Annotated in this window: 21 protein-coding genes; 6 read left to right on the top strand and 15 right to left on the bottom strand. The window is 73.5% G+C overall.

Features of this window, described 5'->3' with window-relative positions; all coding sequences use genetic code 11:
* Window positions 1–16: 16 nt before the first annotated feature.
* From ybeY to ABD979_RS07435, 4 genes are read right to left on the bottom strand one after another with little or no spacing between them, the layout of a single operon-like run.
* Window positions 17–484 carry an rRNA maturation RNase YbeY gene (gene ybeY / locus ABD979_RS07450; RefSeq protein ID WP_345506827.1) on the bottom strand — a complete coding sequence of 156 codons (468 nt, stop codon included), beginning with the start codon at window positions 482–484 and terminating at the stop codon, window positions 17–19.
* A complete protein-coding gene (locus tag ABD979_RS07445; RefSeq protein ID WP_425583936.1) occupies window positions 481–1,635 on the bottom strand; it encodes a PhoH family protein in 1,155 nt (384 codons plus the stop codon). Before ABD979_RS07445 ends, ybeY begins: the two co-directional genes overlap by 4 nt.
* 13 nt (window positions 1,636–1,648) lie before the next feature.
* Window positions 1,649–3,211 carry a S10 family peptidase gene (locus ABD979_RS07440; protein ID WP_425583935.1) on the bottom strand — a complete coding sequence of 521 codons (1,563 nt, stop codon included), beginning with the start codon at window positions 3,209–3,211 and terminating at the stop codon, window positions 1,649–1,651.
* Window positions 3,208–3,567, bottom strand: coding sequence for a histidine triad nucleotide-binding protein (locus ABD979_RS07435; RefSeq protein ID WP_345506826.1), 360 nt, complete (start codon window positions 3,565–3,567; stop codon window positions 3,208–3,210). Before ABD979_RS07435 ends, ABD979_RS07440 begins: the two co-directional genes overlap by 4 nt.
* Before the next feature lie 130 nt (window positions 3,568–3,697).
* Here ABD979_RS07435 and ABD979_RS07430 point away from each other — a divergent pair, with 130 nt between their 5' ends.
* Both ABD979_RS07430 and ABD979_RS07425 read left to right on the top strand, forming a co-directional pair.
* Window positions 3,698–4,339, top strand: a complete 642-nt coding sequence (locus ABD979_RS07430) for an RNA polymerase sigma factor (protein ID WP_345506825.1) — start codon at window positions 3,698–3,700, stop codon at window positions 4,337–4,339.
* Entirely contained in the window at window positions 4,336–5,640 is a 1,305-nt protein-coding gene (locus tag ABD979_RS07425; protein ID WP_345506824.1) for a Gmad2 immunoglobulin-like domain-containing protein, read from the top strand. The genes ABD979_RS07430 and ABD979_RS07425 overlap by 4 nt, the downstream gene beginning before the upstream one ends.
* Before the next feature lie 19 nt (window positions 5,641–5,659).
* Here ABD979_RS07425 and ABD979_RS07420 read toward each other — a convergent pair whose 3' ends face one another.
* The 3 genes from ABD979_RS07420 to hrcA all read right to left on the bottom strand — a co-directional run bounded on the left by ABD979_RS07420 (window position 5,660) and on the right by hrcA (window position 8,748).
* Window positions 5,660–6,403 carry a 16S rRNA (uracil(1498)-N(3))-methyltransferase gene (locus ABD979_RS07420; RefSeq protein ID WP_345506823.1) on the bottom strand — a complete coding sequence of 248 codons (744 nt, stop codon included), beginning with the start codon at window positions 6,401–6,403 and terminating at the stop codon, window positions 5,660–5,662.
* Window positions 6,404–6,428: 25 nt separating this feature from the next.
* Complete coding sequence (gene dnaJ, locus ABD979_RS07415) at window positions 6,429–7,562, bottom strand: molecular chaperone DnaJ (protein WP_345506822.1); 1,134 nt, start codon at window positions 7,560–7,562, stop codon at window positions 6,429–6,431.
* 115 nt (window positions 7,563–7,677) lie between these two features.
* Window positions 7,678–8,748, bottom strand: coding sequence for a heat-inducible transcriptional repressor HrcA (gene hrcA, locus ABD979_RS07410; protein WP_345506821.1), 1,071 nt, complete (start codon window positions 8,746–8,748; stop codon window positions 7,678–7,680).
* A gap of 187 nt (window positions 8,749–8,935) precedes the next feature.
* Between hrcA and ABD979_RS07405 the strand changes: the two genes are divergently transcribed.
* Window positions 8,936–9,820 carry a DUF3097 domain-containing protein gene (locus tag ABD979_RS07405; RefSeq protein WP_345506820.1) on the top strand — a complete coding sequence of 295 codons (885 nt, stop codon included), beginning with the start codon at window positions 8,936–8,938 and terminating at the stop codon, window positions 9,818–9,820.
* Between the two features lie 100 nt (window positions 9,821–9,920).
* Here ABD979_RS07405 and ABD979_RS07400 read toward each other — a convergent pair whose 3' ends face one another.
* From ABD979_RS07400 to hemW, 3 genes are all read right to left on the bottom strand, one after another.
* Entirely contained in the window at window positions 9,921–11,663 is a 1,743-nt protein-coding gene (locus ABD979_RS07400) for a CHAP domain-containing protein (protein ID WP_345506819.1), read from the bottom strand.
* Between the two features lie 202 nt (window positions 11,664–11,865).
* Window positions 11,866–13,329, bottom strand: a complete 1,464-nt coding sequence (locus ABD979_RS07395; RefSeq protein ID WP_345506818.1) for an aldehyde dehydrogenase family protein — start codon at window positions 13,327–13,329, stop codon at window positions 11,866–11,868.
* A gap of 22 nt (window positions 13,330–13,351) precedes the next feature.
* Entirely contained in the window at window positions 13,352–14,611 is a 1,260-nt protein-coding gene (gene hemW / locus ABD979_RS07390) for a radical SAM family heme chaperone HemW (protein WP_345506817.1), read from the bottom strand.
* A 63-nt stretch (window positions 14,612–14,674) separates the two neighbouring features.
* On the opposite strand from hemW, the gene ABD979_RS07385 reads away from it, so the two are divergent.
* Window positions 14,675–15,271 (top strand): peptidylprolyl isomerase, encoded by a 597-nt coding sequence (locus tag ABD979_RS07385; protein ID WP_345506816.1) that lies wholly within the window; start codon window positions 14,675–14,677, stop codon window positions 15,269–15,271.
* A gap of 33 nt (window positions 15,272–15,304) precedes the next feature.
* Here the strand turns inward: ABD979_RS07385 and ABD979_RS07380 are convergent, their stop codons facing one another.
* Window positions 15,305–16,555, bottom strand: coding sequence for an MFS transporter (locus ABD979_RS07380; protein WP_345506815.1), 1,251 nt, complete (start codon window positions 16,553–16,555; stop codon window positions 15,305–15,307).
* A gap of 96 nt (window positions 16,556–16,651) precedes the next feature.
* On the opposite strand from ABD979_RS07380, the gene ABD979_RS07375 reads away from it, so the two are divergent.
* Window positions 16,652–17,473: a tyrosine-protein phosphatase gene (locus tag ABD979_RS07375; protein WP_345506814.1), complete on the top strand. Its 822-nt coding sequence runs from the start codon at window positions 16,652–16,654 to the stop codon at window positions 17,471–17,473.
* Between the two features lie 99 nt (window positions 17,474–17,572).
* Here the strand turns inward: ABD979_RS07375 and lepA are convergent, their stop codons facing one another.
* Window positions 17,573–19,432, bottom strand: a complete 1,860-nt coding sequence (gene lepA / locus ABD979_RS07370) for a translation elongation factor 4 (protein ID WP_345506915.1) — start codon at window positions 19,430–19,432, stop codon at window positions 17,573–17,575.
* A 29-nt stretch (window positions 19,433–19,461) separates the two neighbouring features.
* Window positions 19,462–20,730, bottom strand: a complete 1,269-nt coding sequence (locus tag ABD979_RS07365; RefSeq protein WP_345506813.1) for an MFS transporter — start codon at window positions 20,728–20,730, stop codon at window positions 19,462–19,464.
* Between the two features lie 141 nt (window positions 20,731–20,871).
* On the opposite strand from ABD979_RS07365, the gene ABD979_RS07360 reads away from it, so the two are divergent.
* Window positions 20,872–21,420, top strand: coding sequence for a type II toxin-antitoxin system PemK/MazF family toxin (locus ABD979_RS07360; protein ID WP_345506812.1), 549 nt, complete (start codon window positions 20,872–20,874; stop codon window positions 21,418–21,420).
* Window positions 21,421–21,501: 81 nt separating this feature from the next.
* Here ABD979_RS07360 and rpsT read toward each other — a convergent pair whose 3' ends face one another.
* Both rpsT and holA read right to left on the bottom strand, forming a co-directional pair.
* Entirely contained in the window at window positions 21,502–21,762 is a 261-nt protein-coding gene (gene rpsT / locus ABD979_RS07355) for a 30S ribosomal protein S20 (RefSeq protein WP_030146502.1), read from the bottom strand.
* A 239-nt stretch (window positions 21,763–22,001) separates the two neighbouring features.
* On the bottom strand, window positions 22,002–22,961 hold the full coding sequence (gene holA / locus ABD979_RS07350; RefSeq protein WP_345506811.1) for a DNA polymerase III subunit delta: 960 nt from the start codon (window positions 22,959–22,961) through the stop codon (window positions 22,002–22,004).
* Window positions 22,962–23,007 lie beyond the last annotated feature (46 nt).

The raw sequence follows: 23,007 nt of genomic DNA, 5'->3' as shown, positions 1-23,007 counted from the left end.
GGTCTGCCGTCCGCGCTCAGGCGCCGGGGCGGTTGCGAGTGGCGAGGAACGTCAGCAGGAGCTGGCGCTGCAGCTCGAACATCTCGCGCTCCTCGTCCGGCTCGGCGTGGTCGTAGCCGAGCAGGTGCAGGATGCCGTGCGTCGTGAGCAGCAGCATCTCCTCGATGGGGGCGTGCCCGGCCTCGACCGCCTGCTTGGTGGCGACCGACGGGCAGAGCACGATGTCGCCGAGGGTGCCCTCCTCGGGCTCCTGGCCCTCGCGCCCGGGACGCAGCTCGTCCATGGGGAAGCTCATGACGTCGGTGGGCCCGGGCAGGTCCATCCACTGCACGTGGAGCACCTCCATGGCGTCCTCGTCGACGAGCTTGATGCAGAGGTCGGCCTGGGGGTGCACGCGCATCTGCTCCATGACGTACTGCGCGCAGGCGAGCAGCTCGAGCTCGTCGACGTCCGCGTCGGTCTCGTTGAGGACGTCGATGCTCACGCCGGGTCCCCTTGTGCCACAGCGGCATCCGATCCCGTATGCCGGGGCGCGCGCTTTCCGGTGCGACCCGCGGCGGGCGGCGCCTCCTGCGACGCCTTCCGGGCCCGCTTCTGCGCCCGGTTGTCGTCGCGGTCGTACGCGTCGACGATGGCGCTGACGAGGCGGTGCCGCACGACGTCGTGCGAGGTGAGCTCGGCGAAGTGGATGTCGTCGACGTCGCCGAGGATGTCGCGCACGATCTTGAGGCCCGAGCGGGTGCCGCCGGGGAGGTCGACCTGGGTGATGTCGCCGGTGACGACCATCTTCGAGCCGAAGCCGAGGCGGGTGAGGAACATCTTCATCTGCTCGCTCGAGGTGTTCTGTGCCTCGTCGAGGATGATGAACGCGTCGTTGAGCGAGCGTCCGCGCATGTAGGCGAGCGGCGCGACCTCGATGGTGCCGGAGGCCATCAGCTTGGGGATCGTCTCGGGCGAGACCATGTCGTGGAGCGCGTCGTAGAGCGGCCGCAGGTAGGGGTCGATCTTGTCGTTGAGCGTGCCGGGCAGGAAGCCGAGGCGCTCCCCGGCCTCGACGGCGGGGCGCGTGAGGATGATCCGGTTGACCTGCTTGGCCTGCAGCGCGGCGACGGCCTTGGCCATCGCGAGGTACGTCTTGCCGGTGCCGGCCGGGCCGATGCCGAAGACGATGGTGTGCTGGTCGATGGCGTCGACGTAGCGCTTCTGGTTGAGCGTCTTGGGCCGGATCGTGCGGCCCCGGCTGCTGACGATGTTCATCGTCAGCACGTCGGCGGGGCGCTCGACGGTCTGGTTGCGCAGCATCGAGATGGATCGCTCGACGGCGTCGCGGTTGAGCGGCTGCCCGGTCTCGACGATGACGAGCAGCTCGTCGACGAGGCTGTCGATGATCTCGAGCTCGCCGGCCGGCCCGACGAACGTCATCTCGTTGCCGCGGACGTGCGTGTCGACGAGCGGGAACTGCCGCTCCATCGTGCGCAGCATCTCGTCGCGAGGGCCGAGGAGCGTCACCATCTCGATCGGCGGCGGGATCTGCCGGGTGAGCACCGGCGAACCGTCTGCGGTGTCGGGTGCTCCGTCGGCAGAGGTGCCCTCGGGGCGGTCGGACTCGGGGAGGCGAGGGTGCGCGTCATTCATCGTGGGACCGAGTCTACGTGTCGCGGCGCGCGCTCCTCACCACGAATTCCGCGAGATCCGCGCTCTGGCGCACCCGCGACGGCTCGTGGACGTACATCATGTGCCCGGCCTCGTAGTAGGCGTGCTCGATGTTGGCGACGAGCTCGTCGGGCAGCTGGAGGTGGGCGACGACGTCCTCGGCGGCGAAGTGGGGCGTCGCGCCGTCGTAGTAGCCGTAGGCGACGTGCACGCGCAGGTGCGGGTTCTGGCGCATCGCGCGCTCCAGCTTCGGCGAGACGTCGATGGGACGGCCCTCGAAGTCCTTGAAGCTCCACGGGTGCACGAGCCGCGAGATCTGCTCGTAGTGCAGGTCGCTGCGGTAGCCGAGCTCGTCGCGCACGTAGTGGTTCCAGGCCGCGGCATACGGCCCGGCGATGGCGTCGTGCGACGGGTCGGCGTCCATGTTCTCGGCGATCGCGGCGGCGGCGGGACCGGTGAAGCGCGCGTCGAGCCGCCCGACCGAGCGCCGCTCGTCACGGAGCAGCTCGGTGAAGTAGCGCCAGTGCTCGATGCGCAGGTCGGCGCGGTCGACGTAGTCCTCGGTGAGGCCCGACAGGCGCGCGAGGGTCGAGACCGCCTCGGCCCGCTCCTCCCGACCCAGCCGGGAGCCGCGGGAGAGCACCCACGGGTAGTCGCGGGCGGCATACGCCTCCGCCTCGTCGAGCACGGAACGGAGCGACCGGCGGCCGTGCTTGCCGTGGTAGTGGGCGACGGCGGCATACGTCGGCAGGTAGAGGGCGTGGGCACGGTCGTTGCGCTGGTTCTCGAAGTCGACCGAGCTGAGGTCGAGCACGCTGCTGATGAGGATGAGGCCGTTGAGGTACATCCCGTAGCGCGACTGGAGGTGCTCGGCGAGCGCCGCACCACGCAGCGTGCCGTAGGACTCGCCGGCGACGAACTTCGGCGACATCCAGCGGCCGTGGCGCGACGTCCAGAGCCGGATGAGATCGGCGACGGACTCGACGTCCTTCTGGTAGCCGTGGTACTCCCCCGGCTTGCCACCCTCGACGGCGCGCGAGTAGCCGGTCGACATCGGGTCGATGAAAACGAGGTCGCTGACGGCGAGGAGCGACTCCGGGTTGTCGACGAGGTCGTAGGGCGGCGGCACGAGGGCACCGACGTCGCCGGTGACGACGCGCCGGGGGCCGAGCAGGCCGAGGTGGAGCCACACGCTCGAGCTGCCCGGCCCGCCGTTGAAGGCGAAGGTGACCGGGCGGGTGCGCGCGTCGGCGTCGTCGAGCACGTAGCTCGTCATCGACAGCTCGGCGCGGGCCCGGTGGCCACCGAAGGTGCCCTCCGTGTGCTCCTCCTCGCGGAGCACGACGCGCCCGGTCGTCGCCGTGTAGCGCAGCCGGCGCCGACCGACCTTGAGCGTGTGCGACGTCGTCACGAGGTCGTCGGTGGGCTCGGCCCGCTCGGTGGGCTTCGCCGCGGCGGTGGACGTCTCGGCGCCGGGGGCGACCGAGGACGGGCCAGGGGCACCCGGGACGGCGGGAGCGGTCGTGGCCCCGTCGTCGGGCGTCGAGGTCGCGCTCACACCATGCTCCCCTCGGTGAAGGCGGCCCCGGCGAGCACGTGGACGTGCGCGTGGAAGACCGTCTGCCCGGCACCGGCCCCGGTGTTGACGATCATCCGGTGCGCGTCCGCGACACCCTCCTGCTCGGCCACGCGGGCGGCGAGGCGGAAGACGTCGGCGAGGTCGTCGCCGGAGGCGGCCGCGAGCGCGCCGACGGTCGGTTCGTGCCGCCGCGGCACGACGAGGACGTGGACGGGCGCCGCCGGGCTGATGTCGCGGAAGGCGACCGACCGCTCGCTCTCGGCGACGCGGTCGGAGGGGATCTCCCCCGCGACGATCTTGCAGAAGAGGCAGTCACTCGGGGTCTGCGAGGTCATGGCGCCACCCTAGGCACCGGCGGCGCCGGGCGCACGGGACGACGCGCAGCGACGCCGACCGGACGAATGCCGCACACCGTGTCAACCGCGGCGTCCCCCTGCGCGTCAGAGGTGCGTGAGAACGTTGGGTATGCCGGTCGGCCAGCGCAGCGAGCCCGACGACCCCGACGACCGGGGCGGGCTCGCCGAGCGAGCTGAGCCGGGCGGGCTCGCCGAGCAACCCGAGCGGACCGAACGGATCGAGCTGCCGAGCGACCCCGACGCCGCGGTCGCCGAGCTTTACCACGCCCACTGGCACCGACTCGTGCGCCTGGCGTGGCTGCTGCTGCGCGACCAGCTCGCCGCCGAGGACGTCGTGCAGGACGCGTTCGTCGCGACGCATCGCAGCTGGGCCTCGATCCGCGACGGCGGCCGCGTCGTGGGCTACCTGCAGACCGCCGTCGTCAACGGCTGCCGGTCCGCCCAGCGGCACGCGGTCGTCGTCGACCGGCACGCGGCCCGCGAGGCGGCCGCCGCCGACGCCCCCGGGCGGGCGAGCCACGGCAGCGCGGAGACCCAGGTCATGCGCGCGGCCGACCGCGAGGCGGTGCTCGAGGCCCTCGCGGCCCTGCCGCCCCGGCAGCGCGAGGTGCTCGTGCTGCGCTACTACTCCGACCTCTCCGAGGCCCAGATCGCCCGGGCCCTCGAGATCTCCGCGGGGGCCGTCAAGACCCACGCGCACCGCGGGCTCACCGCCCTGCGCCGCACCGTCGACCCCCTGGAGCTGACATGACCACCGACGAGACGCGCCCCGGTCGGAGCTCCGGCCGGAGCCACGGCCGCATCGACGGCCGCAGCGACGGCCGCAGCGACGGCCGCCGGGGCAGCGGGAGCAGCGAGCGGCCCGAGGCGAGCGACCGCGAGCCGGCACTCATCGGCGCGGGCCTGCGACCCGTGGAGGACCGGCTGCGCCGGGCCCTCGACGACGAGGCGCGAGCCATCGCCCCGGCCGACCGGCTGGGCGCGATCCTCGCCGACGCGAACGCACCGGGGGCCGGGGCCGGCGCCCCCGACCGTCGCGCCCGCCGCTGGCTCGTGCCGGCGGCTGCCGCGGCCCTGGCGCTGCTCGTCGCAGGCACGGCGTGGGTGGTGAGCCGCCCGGGCGCCCCGACCTCGCCCCCGGTGGCCTCGACGCCGACCGCGGCGTCGACCGCGACGGCCGGCCGCTCGTCGGGCACGCCCTCGCCCGGCCCGTCGACCAGCCCGTCGAGCGTGCCGACCCAGACCGCCACCGGCCCGACGGCACCGGCGAGCTCCGGCCCGTCGGCTCCTTCAGGCACCGCGACGAACGCGCCGCCGGCCACGACGACGGCCGTCCTGCCCGTCTACTACCTCGGCCCCCTCGTGGCCGGCTCCGACCAGGTGCGGCTGTTCCGCGAGTTCGTGCCGGCCGCGGTGGCCGCGCCCGCGACCCCCGAGTCCAAGGCCCTCGGGGCGCTGCGCCTGGCGACCGGGGCCGTCCCCGCCGGCTCGGGCTACCGCGCCGCGTGGGCGGGCGTGACCGTCGAGTCGGTCGCCGTGGGGGGCGACGTCATCACGGTGCGCCTCTCGTCGGGCACGACCGACACGTCGGGCCTCGCGGCCGAGCAGCTCGCCTGGACCGTCCAGGCGGCCCTCGGCCAGAGCCTGCCCGTCCGGTTCGAGCTCGCCGACGGCGGGTCTCTCGTCGCGCCGGGCCACCCGGTCTCGTCGACCGTCACGCGTCCGACCGACGCCCTGGCCGTGCTCGAGCAGGTCGCCCCGATCTGGGTCGACGAGCCGCGACGTGGCGCCGATGTCACGGCGGGCGCCGCCCTGCGGGTGTCGGGTGTCGCGAGCGTCTTCGAGGCGAACGTCGAGTGGGAGCTGCTGCGCGGTGGGGCGCGCGTCGACTCCGGCTTCGCGACGGCCTCGGAGGCGGCCCCGGCGCGCGGCACGTATGCCTTCCGCACCAAGGCCGTGCCGGCCGGCGACTACGTGCTGCGCGTCTTCGCGACGAGCGCCGAGAGCGGCGCCCCGATCGCCGAGCAGCGCGTGCCCGTCACCGCCCGCTGAGCGCCCCGGCGGTGTGCCGTCAGCGCCAGCGGGCGCGCGCGCTCAGCACGGCGAGCGCGGCGGGCCCGGCGGAGGAGGCGCGCAGGATCGTCGACCCCAGCCGCACCGGCCGCGCCCCCGCTTCGGTCAGCACCTCGAGCTCGTGCCCGGTGATGCCGCCCTCGGGTCCGACGACCACGAGCACGTCGCCGTCCACGGGCAGGTCGACCGCGGCGAGCGGCTCGGTGGCGTCCTCGTGGAGCACGAGCGTCAGGGCGGCCGACCTCACCCGCCCCGCGAGGGCGGTGAGGTTGACCGCGGGGGTCGTCACCGGCATTCGTGAGCGGCGCGACTGCTTCGTCGCCCGGGTCACGACGGCCGCCCACTTCGCGAGCGAGCGGGCCGCGCGGTCACCGCGCCAGACGACGACGGAGCGCTCGGCCTGCCACGGCACCACCTCGTCGACGCCGAGCTCGGTGGCCGCCTCGACGGCCTGCTCGTCGCGGTCACCCTTGGCCAGGGCCTGCACGAGCACGAAGCGGGGCGCGGGTTCCGGCTCGACGTCGACCTCGAGCACCGAGCCGCGCACCCAGCCGCGATCGACGTCGGTCGCCTCGACGAGGAGCCGGCGGCCGGCACCGTCGCCGACGTAGCAGCGCTCGCCCGGGCGCACCCGCACGACGGTCGCCGCGTGGCGTCCCTCGTCGCCCTCGAGCAGGAACGACCCGCCGACGACCGCGGCCGCCACCGCACCGGGCTCGCCGAGGAAGAGCTGGTGGGTCACCGGAGCACCCGCCGGGCCACGCGGCTCACTTCTCCTTGAAGGCGTCGCGCAGCTTGCCGAAGAGACCCTTGTTCGCCGGGGTCAGCCGGCCCTCGGGGCGCTCCTCGCCGCGCAGCGCCGCGAACTGGCGCAGCAGCTCCTGCTGCTCCTCGGTGAGGCGGGTCGGGGTCTGCACGTTCGCGTGCACGAGCAGGTCGCCGCGGCCGCCGTGCCGCAGGTGCGTCACGCCGAGGCCACGGAGCGTGAAGACGTCACCGCTCTGCGTGCCCGGCTTGATCTCGAGGTCCTCCATGCCGTCGAAGGTGGAGAGCTTGAAGCTCGTGCCGAGCGCAGCGGCCGCCATGGGCAGCTCGACGCTGCAGTGGAGGTCGTCGCCGCGACGGGTGTAGGTCTCGTGGTTGACGACGCGGATCTCGACGTAGAGGTCGGCCTGGGGCCCGTTGCCCGGGCCCACCTCGCCCTCGCCGGTCAGCTGGATGCGGGTGCCGGTGTCGACGCCCGCGGGGATCTTCAGCTTGAGCGAGCGCCGGGTGCGCACGCGGCCGTCGCCCGAGCAGTCGTGGCAGGGGTCGGTCAGCGTCGCGCCGAAGCCCTGGCAGTTGACGCAGGGCCGCGAGGTCATCACCTGGCCGAGGAAGCTGCGCTGGATCTGCTGCACCTCGCCGGCGCCGTTGCAGATCGGGCAGGTCTGCCGCCCCGTGCCGGGCTCGGCGCCGTCGCCGCCGCACCGGCCGCAGCCGACGGCGGTGTCGAGGGTCAGCTCCTCCTCGGAGCCGAAGACGGCCTTGGCCAGGTCGATGTCGAGGCGCACGAGGGCGTCCTGGCCGCGCTGCACGCGCGACCGGGGTCCGCGGGCGCCGCCCGCCTGACCGGCGCCGAAGAAGGCGTCCATGACGTCGCTGAAGGAGAAACCCTGGCCCGCACCGAAGCCGGCGCCGCCGCCGGAGGCGAACGGGTCGGCGCCCATGTCGAACGACTGGCGCTTCTGCGGGTCGGAGAGCACGTCGTAGGCCTGCGAGACCCGCTTGAACTCCTCCTCCGCCTCGGCACCCGGGTTGACGTCGGGGTGCAGCTTGCGGGCGAGCCGGCGGTAGGCCTTCTTGATCTCCTCCTGGCTCGCGTCGCGCGAGACCCCGAGGACGGCGTAGTAGTCGTTCAAGCTGGGCATCCTTCTGGTGCGTGGTGCGTTCGGTTCCGTCGGTCACGGCGTGGCGTCGTCGGCGCCGGGAACGGTGGTGGGCCGGTCGGTGGGTCCGGCCGGGTCGGGCGGGTGGTCAGGTGGCCTGGTTCGCGTCGAGGATCTCGGAGACGTAGCGGGCGACGGCGCGGACCGAGGCCATCGTCGTGGGGTAGTCCATGCGGGTCGGGCCGAGCACCCCGAGGCTCGCGACGCGCTCCGCCCCGGAGCCGTACCCCATCGAGACGAGCGAGGTCGTCTGCAGGCCGGTCACGGGGTTCTCCGAGCCGATCCGCACGGAGACGAGCTCCGGGTCGTCGCCGAGCTGGCCGAGCAGCCGCAGCAGGGTCACGTGCTCCTCGAGCGCCTCGAGGATCGGCCCGATGGTGCGCGGGAAGTCGGTGCCGGCGCGGGCGAGGTTGGCCTGGCCGGCGAGCACGACCCGCTCCTCGCGCTCCTCGACGAGGGCGTCGCCGAGCGCCGAGACGACGGCCTCCATGGCCGCCCGGTCGGTGTCGTCGGCGCCGTCGGTGCCGGCCGCAGCCGCGGCGTCGTCGACGAGGTGGCGCAGCCGGGTGGCGGCGACCGTGAAGGGCACGCCCGCGGCCACCTCGTTGAGCCGGGTGCGCATCGAGGCCACGAGCCGCTCGCCGTCGGCGTCCGCGAGCACGCGGCCGGTGTCGACGACGCGCTGCTCGACGCGTCCGGTGTTGACGATGAGCACGATCATCAGGTGGCTCGTGCCCATCGGCACGAGCTCGATGTGCCGCACCGTCGAGCGGGTCAGCGACGGGTACTGCACGACCGCGACCTGCCGGGTGAGCCCGGCGAGGAGGCGCACGGTGCGGTCGACGACGTCGTCGAGGTCGACGGCGCCCTCGAGGAACTGGCTGATGGCGCGCCGCTCCCCCGGGCCGAGCGGCTTGACCGCGCTCAGCCGGTCGACGAAGACGCGGTAGCCGGCATCGGTCGGCACGCGCCCGGCGGAGGTGTGCGGGGCGTGGATCAGCCCCTCCTCCTCGAGCAGCGCCATGTCGTTGCGCACCGTGGCGGCGCTGACGCCGAGGTGGTGTCGCTCGACGAGGGCCTTGCTGCCGACCGGCTCGGAGGTCTGGACGTAGTCCTGCACGATGGCGCGCAGCACCATCAGCCTGCGGTCCTCGCTCAACGTGTCCCTCCTTCGCAGCCCGGTCACCGCCTCGCACAGCGGTCGACGACCGACTCTGGCACTCTCGGTCGACGAGTGCCAAGTCTACGTCGTGGGCCGTGGATCTCCGACTCCACCGTATGCCGCCCGCCCGCCACCCGCGTGGCGCCGCGGCGCGAGCCGGCCGGGCCGCATACGCTCCCTTGCCGTGCCTCCCATCGACCGATACGGATCCGACGTGCTGAGCGGCGACTGGCGCGCCCCGAAGCGGGGGCGCTCGACGCCCCTGCCCGCGGAGCCCGACCTCGTCGTCGAGGAGGTCGAGACCGGCTGGGTCGGCGCCGTCGTGCGGGTCGAGAAGGCGGGCGGCATGCACGTCGTGCACCTCGAGGACCGGCGGGGGCGCACCAAGGCGTTCCCCCTCGGGCCCGGCTTCCTCGTCGACGGTGCGCCCGTGACGCTGACCCCGCCCGCGGCCGCGGCGAGCGCCCGCCTCGCCGACGCCCGGCGCGCCGAGTCCCGCACGGCGAGCGGTTCGGTCGCCGTCCAGGGCGCCCGGGCCCGGGTCGCCGGTGGCTCGCGGATCTACGTCGAGGGCCGCCACGACGCGGAGCTCGTGGAGAAGGTCTGGGGCGACGACCTGCGGGTCGAGGGCGTCGTCGTCGAGCTGATGGACGGCGTCGACGACCTCGCCGGCATCATCGCCGAGTTCGAGCCCGGGCCGGGCCGCCGGCTCGGCGTGCTCGTCGACCACCTCGTGCCGGGCACCAAGGAGGCCCGCATCGTCGAGCAGGCCCGCGCGCTGCCCGGGCTCTCGCGGCACGTCAAGGTGCTCGGCCACCCCTACGTCGACGTGTGGCAGTCGGTGCGCCCCGAGCGCCTCGGCTGGCAGCAGTGGCCCGTCATCCCCCGCGGCACCTCGTGGAAGCACGGCATCTGCGCCGAGCTCGGCTGGCCGCACGCCACCCAGGCCGACATCGCCCGGGCGTGGAAGCGGATCCTCGGCACGGTGCGCAGCTACTCCGACCTCGAGCCGACCCTCCTCGCGAGCGTCGAGGAGCTCATCGACTTCGTGACCGAGCCCGGCGCCTGACACGCACGTGGGTCCGGCACCGCTGCTGCGGCGCCGGACCCACGGCTGCCCTGACGGGCGCGAGGAGCTGAGCCCGGTCCCACCCGGCCGGCTCAGGTCCTCACTTCTTGAGGTACGCCTGCACGTCGACGACGAGGTAGGCGGACGCCGAGGTGTGGAGCGTCACGGTGCCGTCGGCCCCGACGGGCACGACGACGGTGTTGACGAGCGTCCGGCCGCTGCCGACCGTGACGTCCGCCGTCGCGGGGCGGCTCGTGCCGCCCGGGTAGGCGGTCACACCCGTCGCCGCGGTCGGCGCGATGGGTGTGACGGTGAGCGAGACGGCGCGCACGCCGACCGTCGGCACGCCGCCACGGCCGAGCACCGGGACCGTGACGGTGCGACCGGCGGCCACCCGCCCGGTCGGCGCGCCGAGGCCCGATCGCGTGTCGAGCAGGCGCGTCGGCGGGACCGGCACGAGGTCGGCGCCGACCTTGACCCAGCCGAGCACGTCGACGAGCAGGTCGGTCTGCGCGGTCGAGTGGATCGTCACGCTGCCGCCCGTGCCGAGGCGCGTCAGGACGGCGCCCGTCATGTCGACGCCCGCGTCGTAGCGCACGTGCGCGGTCGTCGGGCGCGTCGACCCGGTGGGGTATGCCGTCAGCCACCCTCCGGCGCTCGGCGTCGTGGCCGACAGGTCGAGCACCACGGCCGTGGCCCCGGTGGCCGGCACGAGGCCCCGGCCCGCGAGGGGCAGGTCGACGCTGCCGCCCGCCGGCACGCGCACCTTGGCGACGCCGGTGCCGGTGCGGGTGTCGAGCACCCGCGTGGGCGTCACGGAGACGAGGTGGCCCGTCGTCGGGTACCAGCCGACCACCGTGACGACGAGGTCGGTCGAACGCGAGGTGTAGAGCCGGACCCGGCCGTCAGCCCCGACGCGGGCGGGCACGTGCTCGCGCAGGGTCGTGCCCGCGGGGAAGGAGACGCTCCGCGAAGCCGGCTGGGCCGAGCCGGAGGGGTACGCCGTGAGGTAGCCCGCGCTCGCCGCGCCGGTCACCGTGACGTTGAGCAGGGCGGTCCCCACCCCCGAGGGGATGCCGGCCCGGCCCGCCACCGGCACGCTGACCGACGTCCCGCCGGCCACCTTGCCCGCCGCGACGCCGACACCGGTGCGCGTGTCGAGCAGGCTGACCGGCGTGACGGGCCGGTACGCGTCGACGTCGACGACCGGTGCGGCCTGGTCGCGCAGGTGGATGAAGCCGTTGGGCCAGCGACCGCCCGTGCGCGTGACCTTGCGCCAGCGGAAGTCGCCACCCCAGTTGTCCTCGGAGATGAGGATCTCGTCGGCCGAGACGACCTTCTCGACGTAGGCCACGTGGCCGGTCGAGGAGAAGGAGGTGTTCCACCAGGCCACCGCGCCGACGGCCGGGTCGTCGTTCGTCTGGCCCGGGAACGACGGGCCCCAGTTGTAGGCGTTGCCCGACAGGGTCGAGGGCTTGGTGTTCGGCAGCCCGTTGCGCACGAGCCGGTAGGCGACGTAGTTCGTGCAGTTGTGCCCGGTCGACTGGCGCCAGTAGCTGGTCGAGCGCACGGCCTGGTAGCCGGCGTTGCCGTAGCCCGCGCCCGCGCACGGGTCGTATCCCGTGCAGAGCACGACCCACTCGGACGAGCGGGCCGTGCCGGCCAGGCCGATGCCCGAGGCGACGAGCGCGATGACGGTGAGCAGCAGCGCGAGGGGGCGCGCGCGCCCGGTCCTGCGGGAGGTCGTGGCCCGCGGGGTGGGGCGGGGGCTGTCAGGGTGGTGCGGGTCCTGCGAGGCGACGCGCACGGGGGCGTGCGCGGGGGTGGGGGTCGCCAGTGGCATGGGTGCTCCCGATTCGGCAGGGGGTCGGCAGGGATCCGAGGGGGGTGGGATCCCGGGGGTGGGCGGGGGACGCTTCGCGCAATCTAGGACAATCTGTGCAAGAGGGCACTGGTTTCCCAGAAAAACCACGCGACACGCCCTTCACGTGCCTCGATCGACCCAGCGGGCATGCTAGGGCCCCGCTCGCCACCGCACCAGGGTGTCAGCGCCGGGCCGACCGCCTCCCGGGGGCGACCACGGTGTCGATGACGCGCTCCTTGAGCCGCGTGAAGGGGGGACGCACCCACGACGTCGAGTCCGGCCGGGTCGGCGTGCGCAGCACGGCCTTGGCGTGCGAGAAGAGCTCGACCGAACGACGACCGTGGTAGGCGCCGGTACCGCTCGCGCCGACGCCGCCGAACGGCAGGCCGGGCACGGCGAGGTGCGCGAGCGGGATGTTGACGCCGACGGCGCCGGACGAGGTGTCGCGCACGAACCGGCGCTGCACGTCGTCGTCCGAGGTGAAGACGTAGAGCGCGAGGGGCTTGTCCCTGCGGTTGACGAGGGCGACCGCCTCGTCGAGGCCGGCCACCTCGACGAGCGGCAGCACCGGGCCGAAGATCTCCTCCTGCATGACCGCCTCGTCGGGGTCGTCACCGTCGGCCTCGACGACCGTCGGCTCGAGGTAGCGCGCAGCCGCGTCCGACCGGCCCCCGACGACGACGCGTGAGGGGTCGATGAGCCCGGTGAGGCGCTCGAGGTGCCGCGCGCTGACGATGGTGCCGTAGTCCGCCGACACCTGCGGATCGTCACCGAAGGACTCGCGAATCGCCTTGACCAGCAAGGGTTTCAGCGCCTCGAGGGTGGCGCGGCTCGCGATGACGTAGTCCGGCGCGACGCAGGTCTGTCCGGCGTTGGTGAACTTGCCCCAGACGAGGCGACGGGCCGTGACCTCGAGGTCCGCGTCGTCGGCGACGTAGGCCGGAGACTTGCCGCCGAGCTCGAGCGTGACGGGCGTGAGGTGCACCGCGGCGGCCTGCAGCACGATGCGGCCGACGGTGCCGTTGCCGGTGTAGAAGATGTGGTCGAAGCGCTCGGCGAGCAGCGCGGTCGTCTCCGGCACGCCGCCCTCGACCACGTGCACGGCGTCCCGGTCGAGGTGCTCGCGGAGCAGCCGCGCCAGGGTTGCGGAGGTCGCCGGCGCGACCTCGCTGGGCTTGACGACCACGGCGTTGCCGGCCGCGAGCGCGCCGACGAGCGGCGCCAGGGTCAGCTGCACGGGGTAGTTCCACGGCGCGACGACGAGCACGACGCCGAGCGGCTCGAGCACGACCTCGGCGCGCGACGGCGCGAGGAAGAGCGGCACCCGCACCCGGCTCGGCGCGAGCCAGCTGCGCAGGTGGCGCAGCGTGTGGTCGATCTCGCGCACGACGAAGCCGGTCTCGGTGACCCAGGCCTCGGTCGCCCCCTTGCCGAGGTCGGTGTGCAGGGCCGCGGCGAGGTCGTCGGCGTGCTCCACGAGCAGCCGTCGCAGCGCCTGCAGCTGCGCGACGCGCCAGGCCCGGGGCTTGGTGACGCCGCGGTCGAACGTCGCCCGCGCGGTCGCGACGACGGCCCGCGCGTCCGGGACGTCCGGGACGTCCGAGGCGTCGGGGTGGCGCTCCTGCGTGGTCTGCGGCTCGGCCATCGGCTGCCTTCCTCGTCGGGGTCTAGCCCGGCGACCCCGGGGCGGCGAGGAGCCGGTGCACCACGGTGTCGGCGAGCAGGCGCCCCCGCCGGGTCAGGACCAGTCGGGCGTCGCGCACGACGGCCACACCCTCGACGAGGCCGTCGGCGATGAGGCCCGCCACGGCGGTGCGCCCCGATCCTCGCAGATCGTCGAGCGGCAGACCGTCGACGAGCCGCGATCCGAGCAGCACCCGCTCGTCGTAGCGCTGCTCGTCGGTCAGCGACTCACGCGCGTGCGCCGGCGAGAGACCGGCACCGAGCCGGGCGGCATAGGCGCTCGGGTGCTTGACGTTCCACCACCGCACCCCGCCGACGTGGCTGTGGGCGCCGGGGCCGACGCCCCACCAGTTCGTGCCGGACCAGTAGGCGACGTTGTGCCGGCAGCGGCGGCTCTCGTCGCGCGCCCAGTTGCTCACCTCGTACCACCCGAAGCCGGCGGCGCCCAGCAGCTCGTCGGCGAGCTCGTACTTGTCGGCCTCGTCGTCGTCCTCGGGCGCCGGCACGACGCCGCGACGCACCTGCGCGGCGAGCTTGGTGCCCTCCTCGACGACGAGGGCATAGGCCGACACGTGGTCGGGCCCGAGCGCGACGGCCGCCTCGAGGCTGCGTCGCCAGTCGTCGAGCGACTCCCCCGGCGTGCCGTAGATGAGGTCGACGCTCACCTGCAGGCCCGCCGCTCGCGCGGCGTCGACGGCCCGCGCGACGTTGTCGGGGTCGTGGGTGCGCTCGAGGGTGCGCAGCACGTGCGGGACGGCTGACTGCATGCCGACCGAGACCCGCGTGAAGCCACCGTCGGCGAGCTCGCGGAGCGAGTCCGGCGTCACCGAGTCGGGGTTCGCCTCCGTCGTGACCTCGGCGTCGGGCGCGAGCCCGAACCGCGCACGGATGCCGTCGACGACCTTCACGAGGTCGCCCGAGCGGAGCATCGTCGGGGTGCCTCCCCCGACGAAGACCGTCGAGACCGCCGGCACCTCGGCCGACCCGGCGCCGAGCACCGTACGGGCGAGGTCGAGCTCGCGCAGGGCCGCGTCGGCGTAGGAGTCGATGCCGATGCCCGCGCCGGGGCCACCGAGCTCGGTCAGCGTGTAGGTGTTGAAGTCGCAGTAGCCGCACCGCACGGTGCAGAACGGCACGTGGACGTAGATGCCGAGGTCGGTGGCCGCGAGGTTCGCGAGCGCCGGGGCCGGGAGCTCCCCCGACTCGGGAGCTGGGTCACCGTCGGGGAGGGCGGAGGGCGGCATACGCCCATCCTCTCAGCCGGCGCGGCAGGTCCCGTCCAGCGCCTGCGGTCGTACGCTGCTCGCATGCCCGGTCCGGCCGGGGTCTCGTGCGAACCCCCACCGCCGCCGCCCACGTCGTTCCCGACGTTCACCGCGGCGCCCGACCCGTCCGTCGCGGCGGGTGAGAGCTGGACGGCCGACATCCGTTCGACGTGCGGCGAGCTGACGCTGCGCCTCGACCCCCGGCGCGCTCCGCGGAGCCTCGCGTCCTTCGTCGCGCTGGCGCGCGCGGGCTACTGGACCGACAGCGTGTGCCACCGGCTCACGACGCCACCGGCACCGACGGCGTTCCTCCAGTGCGGCGACCCGTCCGGGCGCAGCACGGCCGAGCCCGGCTACGACCTGCCGCTGGAGAACGTCCCGGCCGACCGCACCTACCGGGTCGGCGACGTCGGGATCGCCCGGGGTGACGGGTTCCCCGGGACGGCCGGCGAGTTCTTCCTCGTGCACCGCGACTTCACGGTGCCGGCCGGTGCGCCCGTCTACTCCCTCGTCGGACGGGTCACGGCCGGCCAGCAGGTCGTCGCAAACATCGCGGGCATCGGCGGTGAGGACTTCCGCAGCGACGGGCCTCCCTTCACCTCGATCAGCGTGCTCACCGTCTCGGTGCACCCCGGTTGAGGGTCGGGTCGGACCCCGAGCGAGGGTCCGGCCTCAGCCCGAGTGGGTCGTGACGCCGTAGCGCTCGCGCGAGGCGAGTGCCCACCGGGCGGCGGGCACCGACACGAGGGCGATGACGACCATGAAGGCGGCGAGCACGAGCCAGCCCGTCTCGCCGAGGTCGACGCAGAAGTACGTGACGACCGGCGGTCCCACGACGGCGAGCACGCTGAAGCCCAGCCCGGCGAAGCCCTGGTACTGCCCCTGCCGCTCGTGCGGCGCGAGACCCATCTGCAGGCCCCACTGCCCACCCGAGCCGATCATCTCGCCGACGACGTGCACGAGCGAGCCGGCCACGAGGGCGACGATCGCGACCCACGCGGTGCCCCGCTCGGCGAGGCCGACGACCGCGAAGCCCGCGGCGATCCACCACGCACCCCGCACGAGCGCCCGCGCGCCCGCCTCGACCGAGTCGGCCCGCCGTGAGAGCCGCACCTGGAAGAGGGCGACGGCCGCCGTGTTGATGATGAGCAGCACGGCGACCATGACCGGGGGCGCCGCCGTGCGCGCCGAGATGAAGAGCGCGAGGCCGAGCTCCATGACGAAGAAGTGGAGCGAGAAGAGCCCGGTGATGATCGTGATGACGACGTAGGGCCAGTCGCGCAGCACCGCCAGGCGCGGCTCCCCCTCGGCGCGCGTGTGGGGCGGCAGCAGCGGCAGTCGCGTGGTGGTCCACGCGGCGAAGCCGGTGAACGCGGCGTTGAGGAAGAAGACGCTGACGTAGGCCCAGGGCTCGTCGATGACGAGGGCGGCGCCCCCGAAGACCGAGCCGAGGCCGAGGGCGGTGTTCGTCACCGCGCGCAGGTAGGCCTTGAACAGCACGCCCCGGCCGCCCGTCGCGAGCTGGGCGATGACGCCCTGGTTGACGGCGCCCGCGCTGCGCTCGAAGAGGGCGAGCAGCCCGAGCAGCACGGCGAGCGCCCACGGCGTGCGGGCGAAGACGGGCGGGGCGCTGAAGATCGCCGCCCCGGCCATGCAGACCGTCAGCACCTGCCGGGGTCCGCGCACGTCGCCGAGGTGACCGGCGGGCACCTGCACGACGATGCCGACGATCGCCGAGACCGACATGGCGAGCGCCACCTCGGTGGCGCTGAAGCCGACCTGCCGGGTGAAGTAGAGGGCGCTGGTGGTCAGCACCGCGCCGGCGCCGAACCGGTTCGCGAAGGAGCCGAGGGCGAGGATGCGCAGGTCCCGGTCGACCGGGACACCCCGGTGGGTCAGCGGTGTGCTCGTCGTCGCCGTCACGGCCTGCTCCTCGTCCTCCGATGTATCTCGACGTCAAGATATCTGGTCGCGGGTGGGCCGTGCACCCGGGTTTCCGGCGTCACCTAGGCTGCCACGGTGGACAGCCCCAACTGGATCGAGCTCGACGGCGTCGTCAACATGCGCGACCTCGGGGGGACGGTGACCGCCGACGGTGACGTCGTGCGCCCGCACCGCCTCCTGCGGTCCGACAACCTGCAGGACCTCTCCCCCGCCGCCGTCGAGGCCCTCGTCACGCGCTTCGGGGTCACCGACGTCGTCGACCTGCGCACGCACGTCGAGCTGGCCAAGGAGGGCGACGGCCCGCTGCGCGCCGTGGAGGGCATCACCCACCACCACCACACGCTCTATCGCGAGGACACCGACGAGTCGGGCATCCCGGCCGCCGAGCGGGCCCTGCCCTGGGAGAACGACGAGCGGCGAGAGCTGACGAAGGCCGCGGGCGACCCGGACCGCGACCGGGCGCACGACCGCTTCTGGTCGGAGCACTACCTCTCCTACCTCGCCACCCGGCCCGACTCCGTCGTCGCGGCCCTCGGCGCCATCGCCTCGAGCCGCGGCGCCGCGGTCGTGCACTGCGCGGCGGGCAAGGACCGCACCGGCACCGTCGTCGGGCTGGCGCTCAAGGTCGTCGACGTGCCGGACGAGCTCGTCATCGCCGACTTCGCGGCGTCCGCCGAACGCGTCGGGGCGATCATGGACCGGCTGCGGTCCCGACCGGCCTACGCGAACAACCTGCGCGACAAGACCGTCGCCCAGCAGTCACCGACGACCGACACGATGCGCCTGCTCCTCGGCGCCCTCGACGAGCGCCACGGCGGGGTGCACGGCTGGCTCCGCGAGCAGGGCTGGACGGCGGCCGACACCGACCGGATGCGCCGCAAGCTGCTCGCCGACTGACCGCGTGCCCGCGACCGCCCGGCGGCGGTCGGATCGCCTCCGGACCGGTCGCGAGCACGCCATGCCTTCACGGTACGACGGCGAATCGCCCTGCGGGAGCTACTTCTTCGACTTGCCCGAGTCGCCGTCGCTCGACAGGGCGGCGACGAAGGCCTCCTGCGGCACCTCGACCCGACCGACCATCTTCATCCGCTTCTTGCCCTCCTTCTGCTTCTCGAGCAGCTTGCGCTTGCGGCTGATGTCGCCGCCGTAGCACTTGGCGAGCACATCCTTGCGGATCGCGCGGATGTTCTCACGGGCGATGATGCGCGAGCCGATGGCGGCCTGGATCGGCACCTCGAACTGCTGGCGCGGGATGAGGTCCTTGAGCTTGCTCGCCATCATGACGCCGTACGCGTAGGCCTTGTCCTTGTGCACGATGGCCGAGAACGCGTCGACCGTCTCGCCCTGCAGCAGGATCTCGACCTTGACGAGGTCGGCGACCTGCTCGCCGTCGGGCTCGTAGTCGAGCGAGGCGTAGCCGCGCGTGCGCGACTTCAGCTGGTCGAAGAAGTCGAAGACGATCTCGGCGAGCGGCAGCGTGTAGCGCATCTCGACGCGGTCCTCGGAGAGGTAGTCCATGCCGCGCAGGTTGCCGCGCTTCTGCTGGCACAGCTCCATGATGGCGCCGACGAACTCGCTCGGCGCGAGGATCGTGGCCCGCACGACGGGCTCGCTCACCTCGCGGATCTTGCCGTCGGGGTACTCGCTCGGGTTCGTCACGTGGACGGCCTTGCCGTCGTCCATCGTGACGTCGTAGACGACGTTCGGCTGGGTCGAGATGAGGTCGAGCCCGAACTCGCGCTCGAGGCGCTCGCGCACGATCTCGAGGTGGAGCAGCCCGAGGAAGCCGACGCGGAAGCCGAAGCCGAGCGCAGCGGAGGTCTCCGGCTCGTAGACGAGCGCGGCGTCGTTGAGCTTGAGCTTGTCGAGCGCGTCGCGCAGGTCGGGGTAGTCGGACCCGTCGATGGGATAGAGGCCGGAGAAGACCATCGGCTTGGGGTCGCGGTAGCCGCCGAGGTCCTTCGTGGCGGGCTTGCTCGCGTTGGTCACCGTGTCACCGACGCGCGACTGGCGCACGTCCTTGACGCCGGTGATGAGGTAGCCGACCTCGCCGACGCCGAGACCCTTCGAGGGAACGGGCTCGGGGCTGATGACGCCGATCTCGAGCAGCTCGTGCGTGGCCTTCGTCGACATCATGACGATCTTCTCGCGCGGGCTGAGGTTGCCATCGACGACGCGGACGTAGGTCACGACGCCGCGGTAGGTGTCGTAGACCGAGTCGAAGATCATCGCGCGGGCCGGAGCCGAGGGGTCACCGACCGGGGCCGGCAGGTCGCGCACGATCGTGTCGAGCAGCGGCTCGACGCCCGCGCCGGTCTTGCCCGACACCTTGAGGCAGTCCTCGGGCTCGCACCCGATGAGCTTGGCCAGCTCCTCGGCATACTTCTCCGGCTGGGCGGCCGGCAGGTCGATCTTGTTGAGCACCGGCACGATGGTGAGGTCGTTCTCCATCGCGAGGTAGAGGTTCGCGAGGGTCTGGGCCTCGATGCCCTGGGCCGCGTCGACGAGCAGGACCGCGCCCTCGCACGCCGCGAGCGACCGCGACACCTCGTAGGTGAAGTCGACGTGCCCCGGGGTGTCGATCATGTTGAGGGCGTAGGTCGTGGTGGCACCGGACTCGTCCTCGAGCGCCCACGGCATGCGCACGGCCTGGCTCTTGATCGTGATGCCGCGCTCGCGCTCGATGTCCATGCGGTCGAGGTACTGCGCGCGCATGGCGCGGGAGTCGACGACCCCCGTCAGCTGGAGCATCCGGTCCGCGAGCGTCGACTTTCCGTGGTCGATGTGCGCGATGATGCAGAAGTTGCGGATCAGGTCCGGCGGCGTTGCGTTGGGTGCCAACGCGGAGCGGGCCATGGGCGACACGTGGGACGAACCTCGCAGAGTCAGGGAGACGGGGTGGCGGCGGTCTCGGCTGGGGCCGCGACAGCACAGTCTCCCATGCCGCGGCCGGTCGGCGCCCCCACCCCGGTCGCGGCCTGCCGGCGCGTGCGCCGCTCGAGGCCGGCGGACAGCAGGGCCACCCCGACCCCGAGCACCGCGAGACCCGCGCCCACGAGGCTCGGCGCACCGTAGCCCCAGCCTGCCGCGAGCACGAGGGAGCCGAGCCAGGCGCCGAGGGCGTTGGCGGTGTTGAGCGTCGAGTGGTTGAGCGCCGCCGCGAGCGACTGTCCCTCGTGCGCGACGTCCATGAGACGGGTCTGCAGCAGCGGCACGACGATCGAGGGCAGCAGTCCGAGCACGAAGACCATGAGCACGGCGAGCCACAGCACCTGCGCGGCCGTGCCGAAGACGGCGAGCAGCACGGCGATCATGCCGAGCGCCACGACGATGCCGCGCAGCACCCCGAAGCGGTTCGCGACGCGCCCGCTCAGCACCATGCCCGTCACCATGCCGACGCCGTATGCCGCCAGCACCCACGGGATGTAGCGCTCGTCGAGACCGGCGAGCTCGGTCATCGTCGGGGTGATGAAGGAGTACATCGCGAACATCCCACCGAAGCCCACGACGCCGATGAGCAGCGCGAGCCACACCTGCGGCCGTCGCAGGGCACCCACCTCGGCCCGCATCGACTCCTCGCCGCTCGGCGGCTGGTGCGGCAGGAAGACCGCGATGGCGGCGACGGTCACGACGGCCACCGCGCCGACGAGCACGTAGGGCAGGTGCCACGAGAAGCGCTGGCCCAGCAGGGTCGCGAGCGGCACGCCGACGACGTTGGCCACCCCGAGCCCGCCGAGGATCGCGGCCACGGCCGCGGTGCGCCGCTCGTGCGACACGAGCGACGCGGCGACGACCGACCCGATGCCGAAGAAGGCGCCGTGGGGCAGCCCGGCGAGGAACCGGGCGGCCATCACGGTCGGGTAGGTGTCGGCCGCGACGATGGCGAGGTGGGCGACGGCGAAGAACGCCATGAGCGCCATGAGCAGGCCCTTGCGCGGAGCCTTCGCCGCCGCGACGGCGATGAGCGGGGCCCCGACGACGACACCGAGCGCATACGCCGACACGTAGTGGCCCGCGGTCGCGATGTCGACGTTCGTGCCATCGGCGATCTGGGGCAGCAGGCCCATCGTCACGAACTCCGTCGTGCCGATGGCGAAGCCGCCCAGGGCGACGGCGAGGAGGGCGAGGGTGGTGCGGCGGCGGGCTGGGCTCACAGGGGTGTCTCCGGGTGGGCGATCGGTGAGGCGGTCGGGCGGTCGGGCGGGCTGCGAGGGCACGCCCTGACGCGGGAGGGGCGGATCGCCGTCGACCCGGTGCAGCCCAACGGTAACGGCGGCGCGGCTACGGTGATTCCCATGCCCAGCACCCTCGAGCGCCTCCTCAGCGGCCTGCGCCGCCTCGTGCGCGGCTCCACCGCCCCCACCCGCCGCCCCTCCGGGGGGTCGCGGCAACCCTCGGGGACGGCGCCCGCCCGCACGGGCGGTGGTGCGGGCGCCGCCTACCCCGGCGACGCGACGCAGCTGCCCGACACGACGTATGCGCCGCGACCGGACGGCCGCCCCGACCCGGGCGAGATCGTCTGGACCTGGGTGCCCTACGAGGAGGACCACAGCCAGGGCAAGGACCGCCCCGTGCTGCTCATCGGCCGCGACGGCGGCTGGCTCGTCGGGCTGCCCCTGACGAGCAAGGACCACGACCGCGACGAGCAGCAGGAGCGCCGCTCGGGCCGCGAGTGGGTCGACATCGGCTCCGGCGCCTGGGACGGCCGCGGACGCCCGAGCGAGGTCCGGGTCAACCGGCTCGTGCGGGTCGACCCGGCCGCCGTGCGCCGCGAGGGCGCCGTGCTGCCGCGCGAGCGCTACGACACGGTCATCGCGGCCGTGCGCGCCCGCCACCGCGGCTGAGCAGACGCCGGGCGGCGCGCCCCGGATGCAGGACGGGCCCGTCACCGTGAGGTGACGGGCCCGTCCAGGCGAGGGTGTGCGTCAGAGCGACGCGACCTTCTTGGCCATGGCCGACTTCTTGTTGGCGGCCTGGTTCTGGTGGATGACACCCTTGCTGACAGCCTTGTCGAGCTTCTTCGAGGCGGTCTTGAGGGCCTCGGCAGCGGCGTCCTTGTCACCGGAGGCGGTGGCCTCACGGACCTTGCGGACCCAGGTGCGGAGCTCGCTCTTGACGGCCTTGTTGCGCTCGGTGCGCGTCGCGTTCGTCTTGATGCGCTTGAGCTGGCTCTTGATGTTTGCCACGTTGAGAGTTTCTTTCGTTCGGTCGGATGGTTGCCGTTAGAGGGCGGCAAAGCTGCTCGGGACCGGGAGTGGGGACAACCCTGCGTGAGCAGCTCTGGATGGTGCATGCATGCGCGCACGACCTGAGCGCGCACGCAAGGGTCAAAGTTACCAGCGGGCGCGGTGCGGGCCAAACCGGCGCCGGACCGCGCGGACCGGCCGCACCGGCACGACCGCACGCGCCGGTCGTTCGGCGCCGCTCACCGGGCCGCGCGCGCCCGGGCGATGGTGAGGATGGCCCGCTCGACGGCATACACGGGGTCGCGGCCGCCGCCCTTGACCTCGAAGTCGGCAGCGGCGACCGCCTGCACGGCGACGGCGAGGCCGTCGGGGCTCCAGTGGCCGACGGCGCGGCGGGCCTTGTCGATCTGCCAGGGCGCCATGCCGAGGCTCTTCGCGAGCGACGCCGAGCTGCCCCGACCGGCCGCGCCGACCTTGATGAGCTGGCGCAGCTGTGAGGCGAGGACGGCGACGATCGGCACGGGGTCGACCCCCGTCGCGATGGCGTGGCGCAGCAGGCGCAGCGCCTCCCCCGAGTGGCCCGCGACGGCGGCGTCGGCGACCCGGAAGCCCGTCGCCTCGACCTTGCCGCCGTGGTAGGTGTCGACGACAGCGTCGTCGACGGTGCCCTCGGTGTCGGAGACGAGCTGGGAGCAGGCGGCCGCGAGCTCGCGCACGTCCTTGCCGACCGCCTCGATGAGGGCGCGCACGCCCTCGGTCGTGATCTTGCGCCGGGCGGCCGAGAACTCCTTGAGCACGAAGTCGGTCTTGTCGCGGTCGGTCTTGATCGCGGGGCACTCGACGACCCGGGCCCCGGCCTTCTTCATCGTGTCGAGGACCTTCTTGCCCTTCATCCCGCCGCCGTGCGCGACGACGAGCCCGAGGTCGGGGTCGGGCACGGCGAGGAGCGAGAGCAGGTCGAGCTGCAGCTCGTCGGGCGACTCGTGCAGGTCGCGCACGACGATCCACTTCGTGCCGCCGAAGAGCGAGGGGCTGGCGTGCATCTGCAGCGCGCCCGACTCGTAGGTGGCGGGGTCGATCCGGATGATCTCGGCGTCCGCCTCCTTGGCCGCCACGAGCACCCCGGCGACGGCACGCTCGACGAGGACGCCCTCGGGGCCGGTGACGAGCACGAAGGGGGGAACGGCCGGGTCGGTCATGGCGTCAACTGTGTCATGCGGGCCCGACAGGGGGCCCGTCCGTCCC

It is taken from the genome of Terrabacter aeriphilus (assembly GCF_039542985.1).
GTDB lineage: Bacteria > Actinomycetota > Actinomycetes > Actinomycetales > Dermatophilaceae > Terrabacter > Terrabacter aeriphilus.
This window is presented reverse-complemented; position numbering and strand designations above follow the sequence as displayed.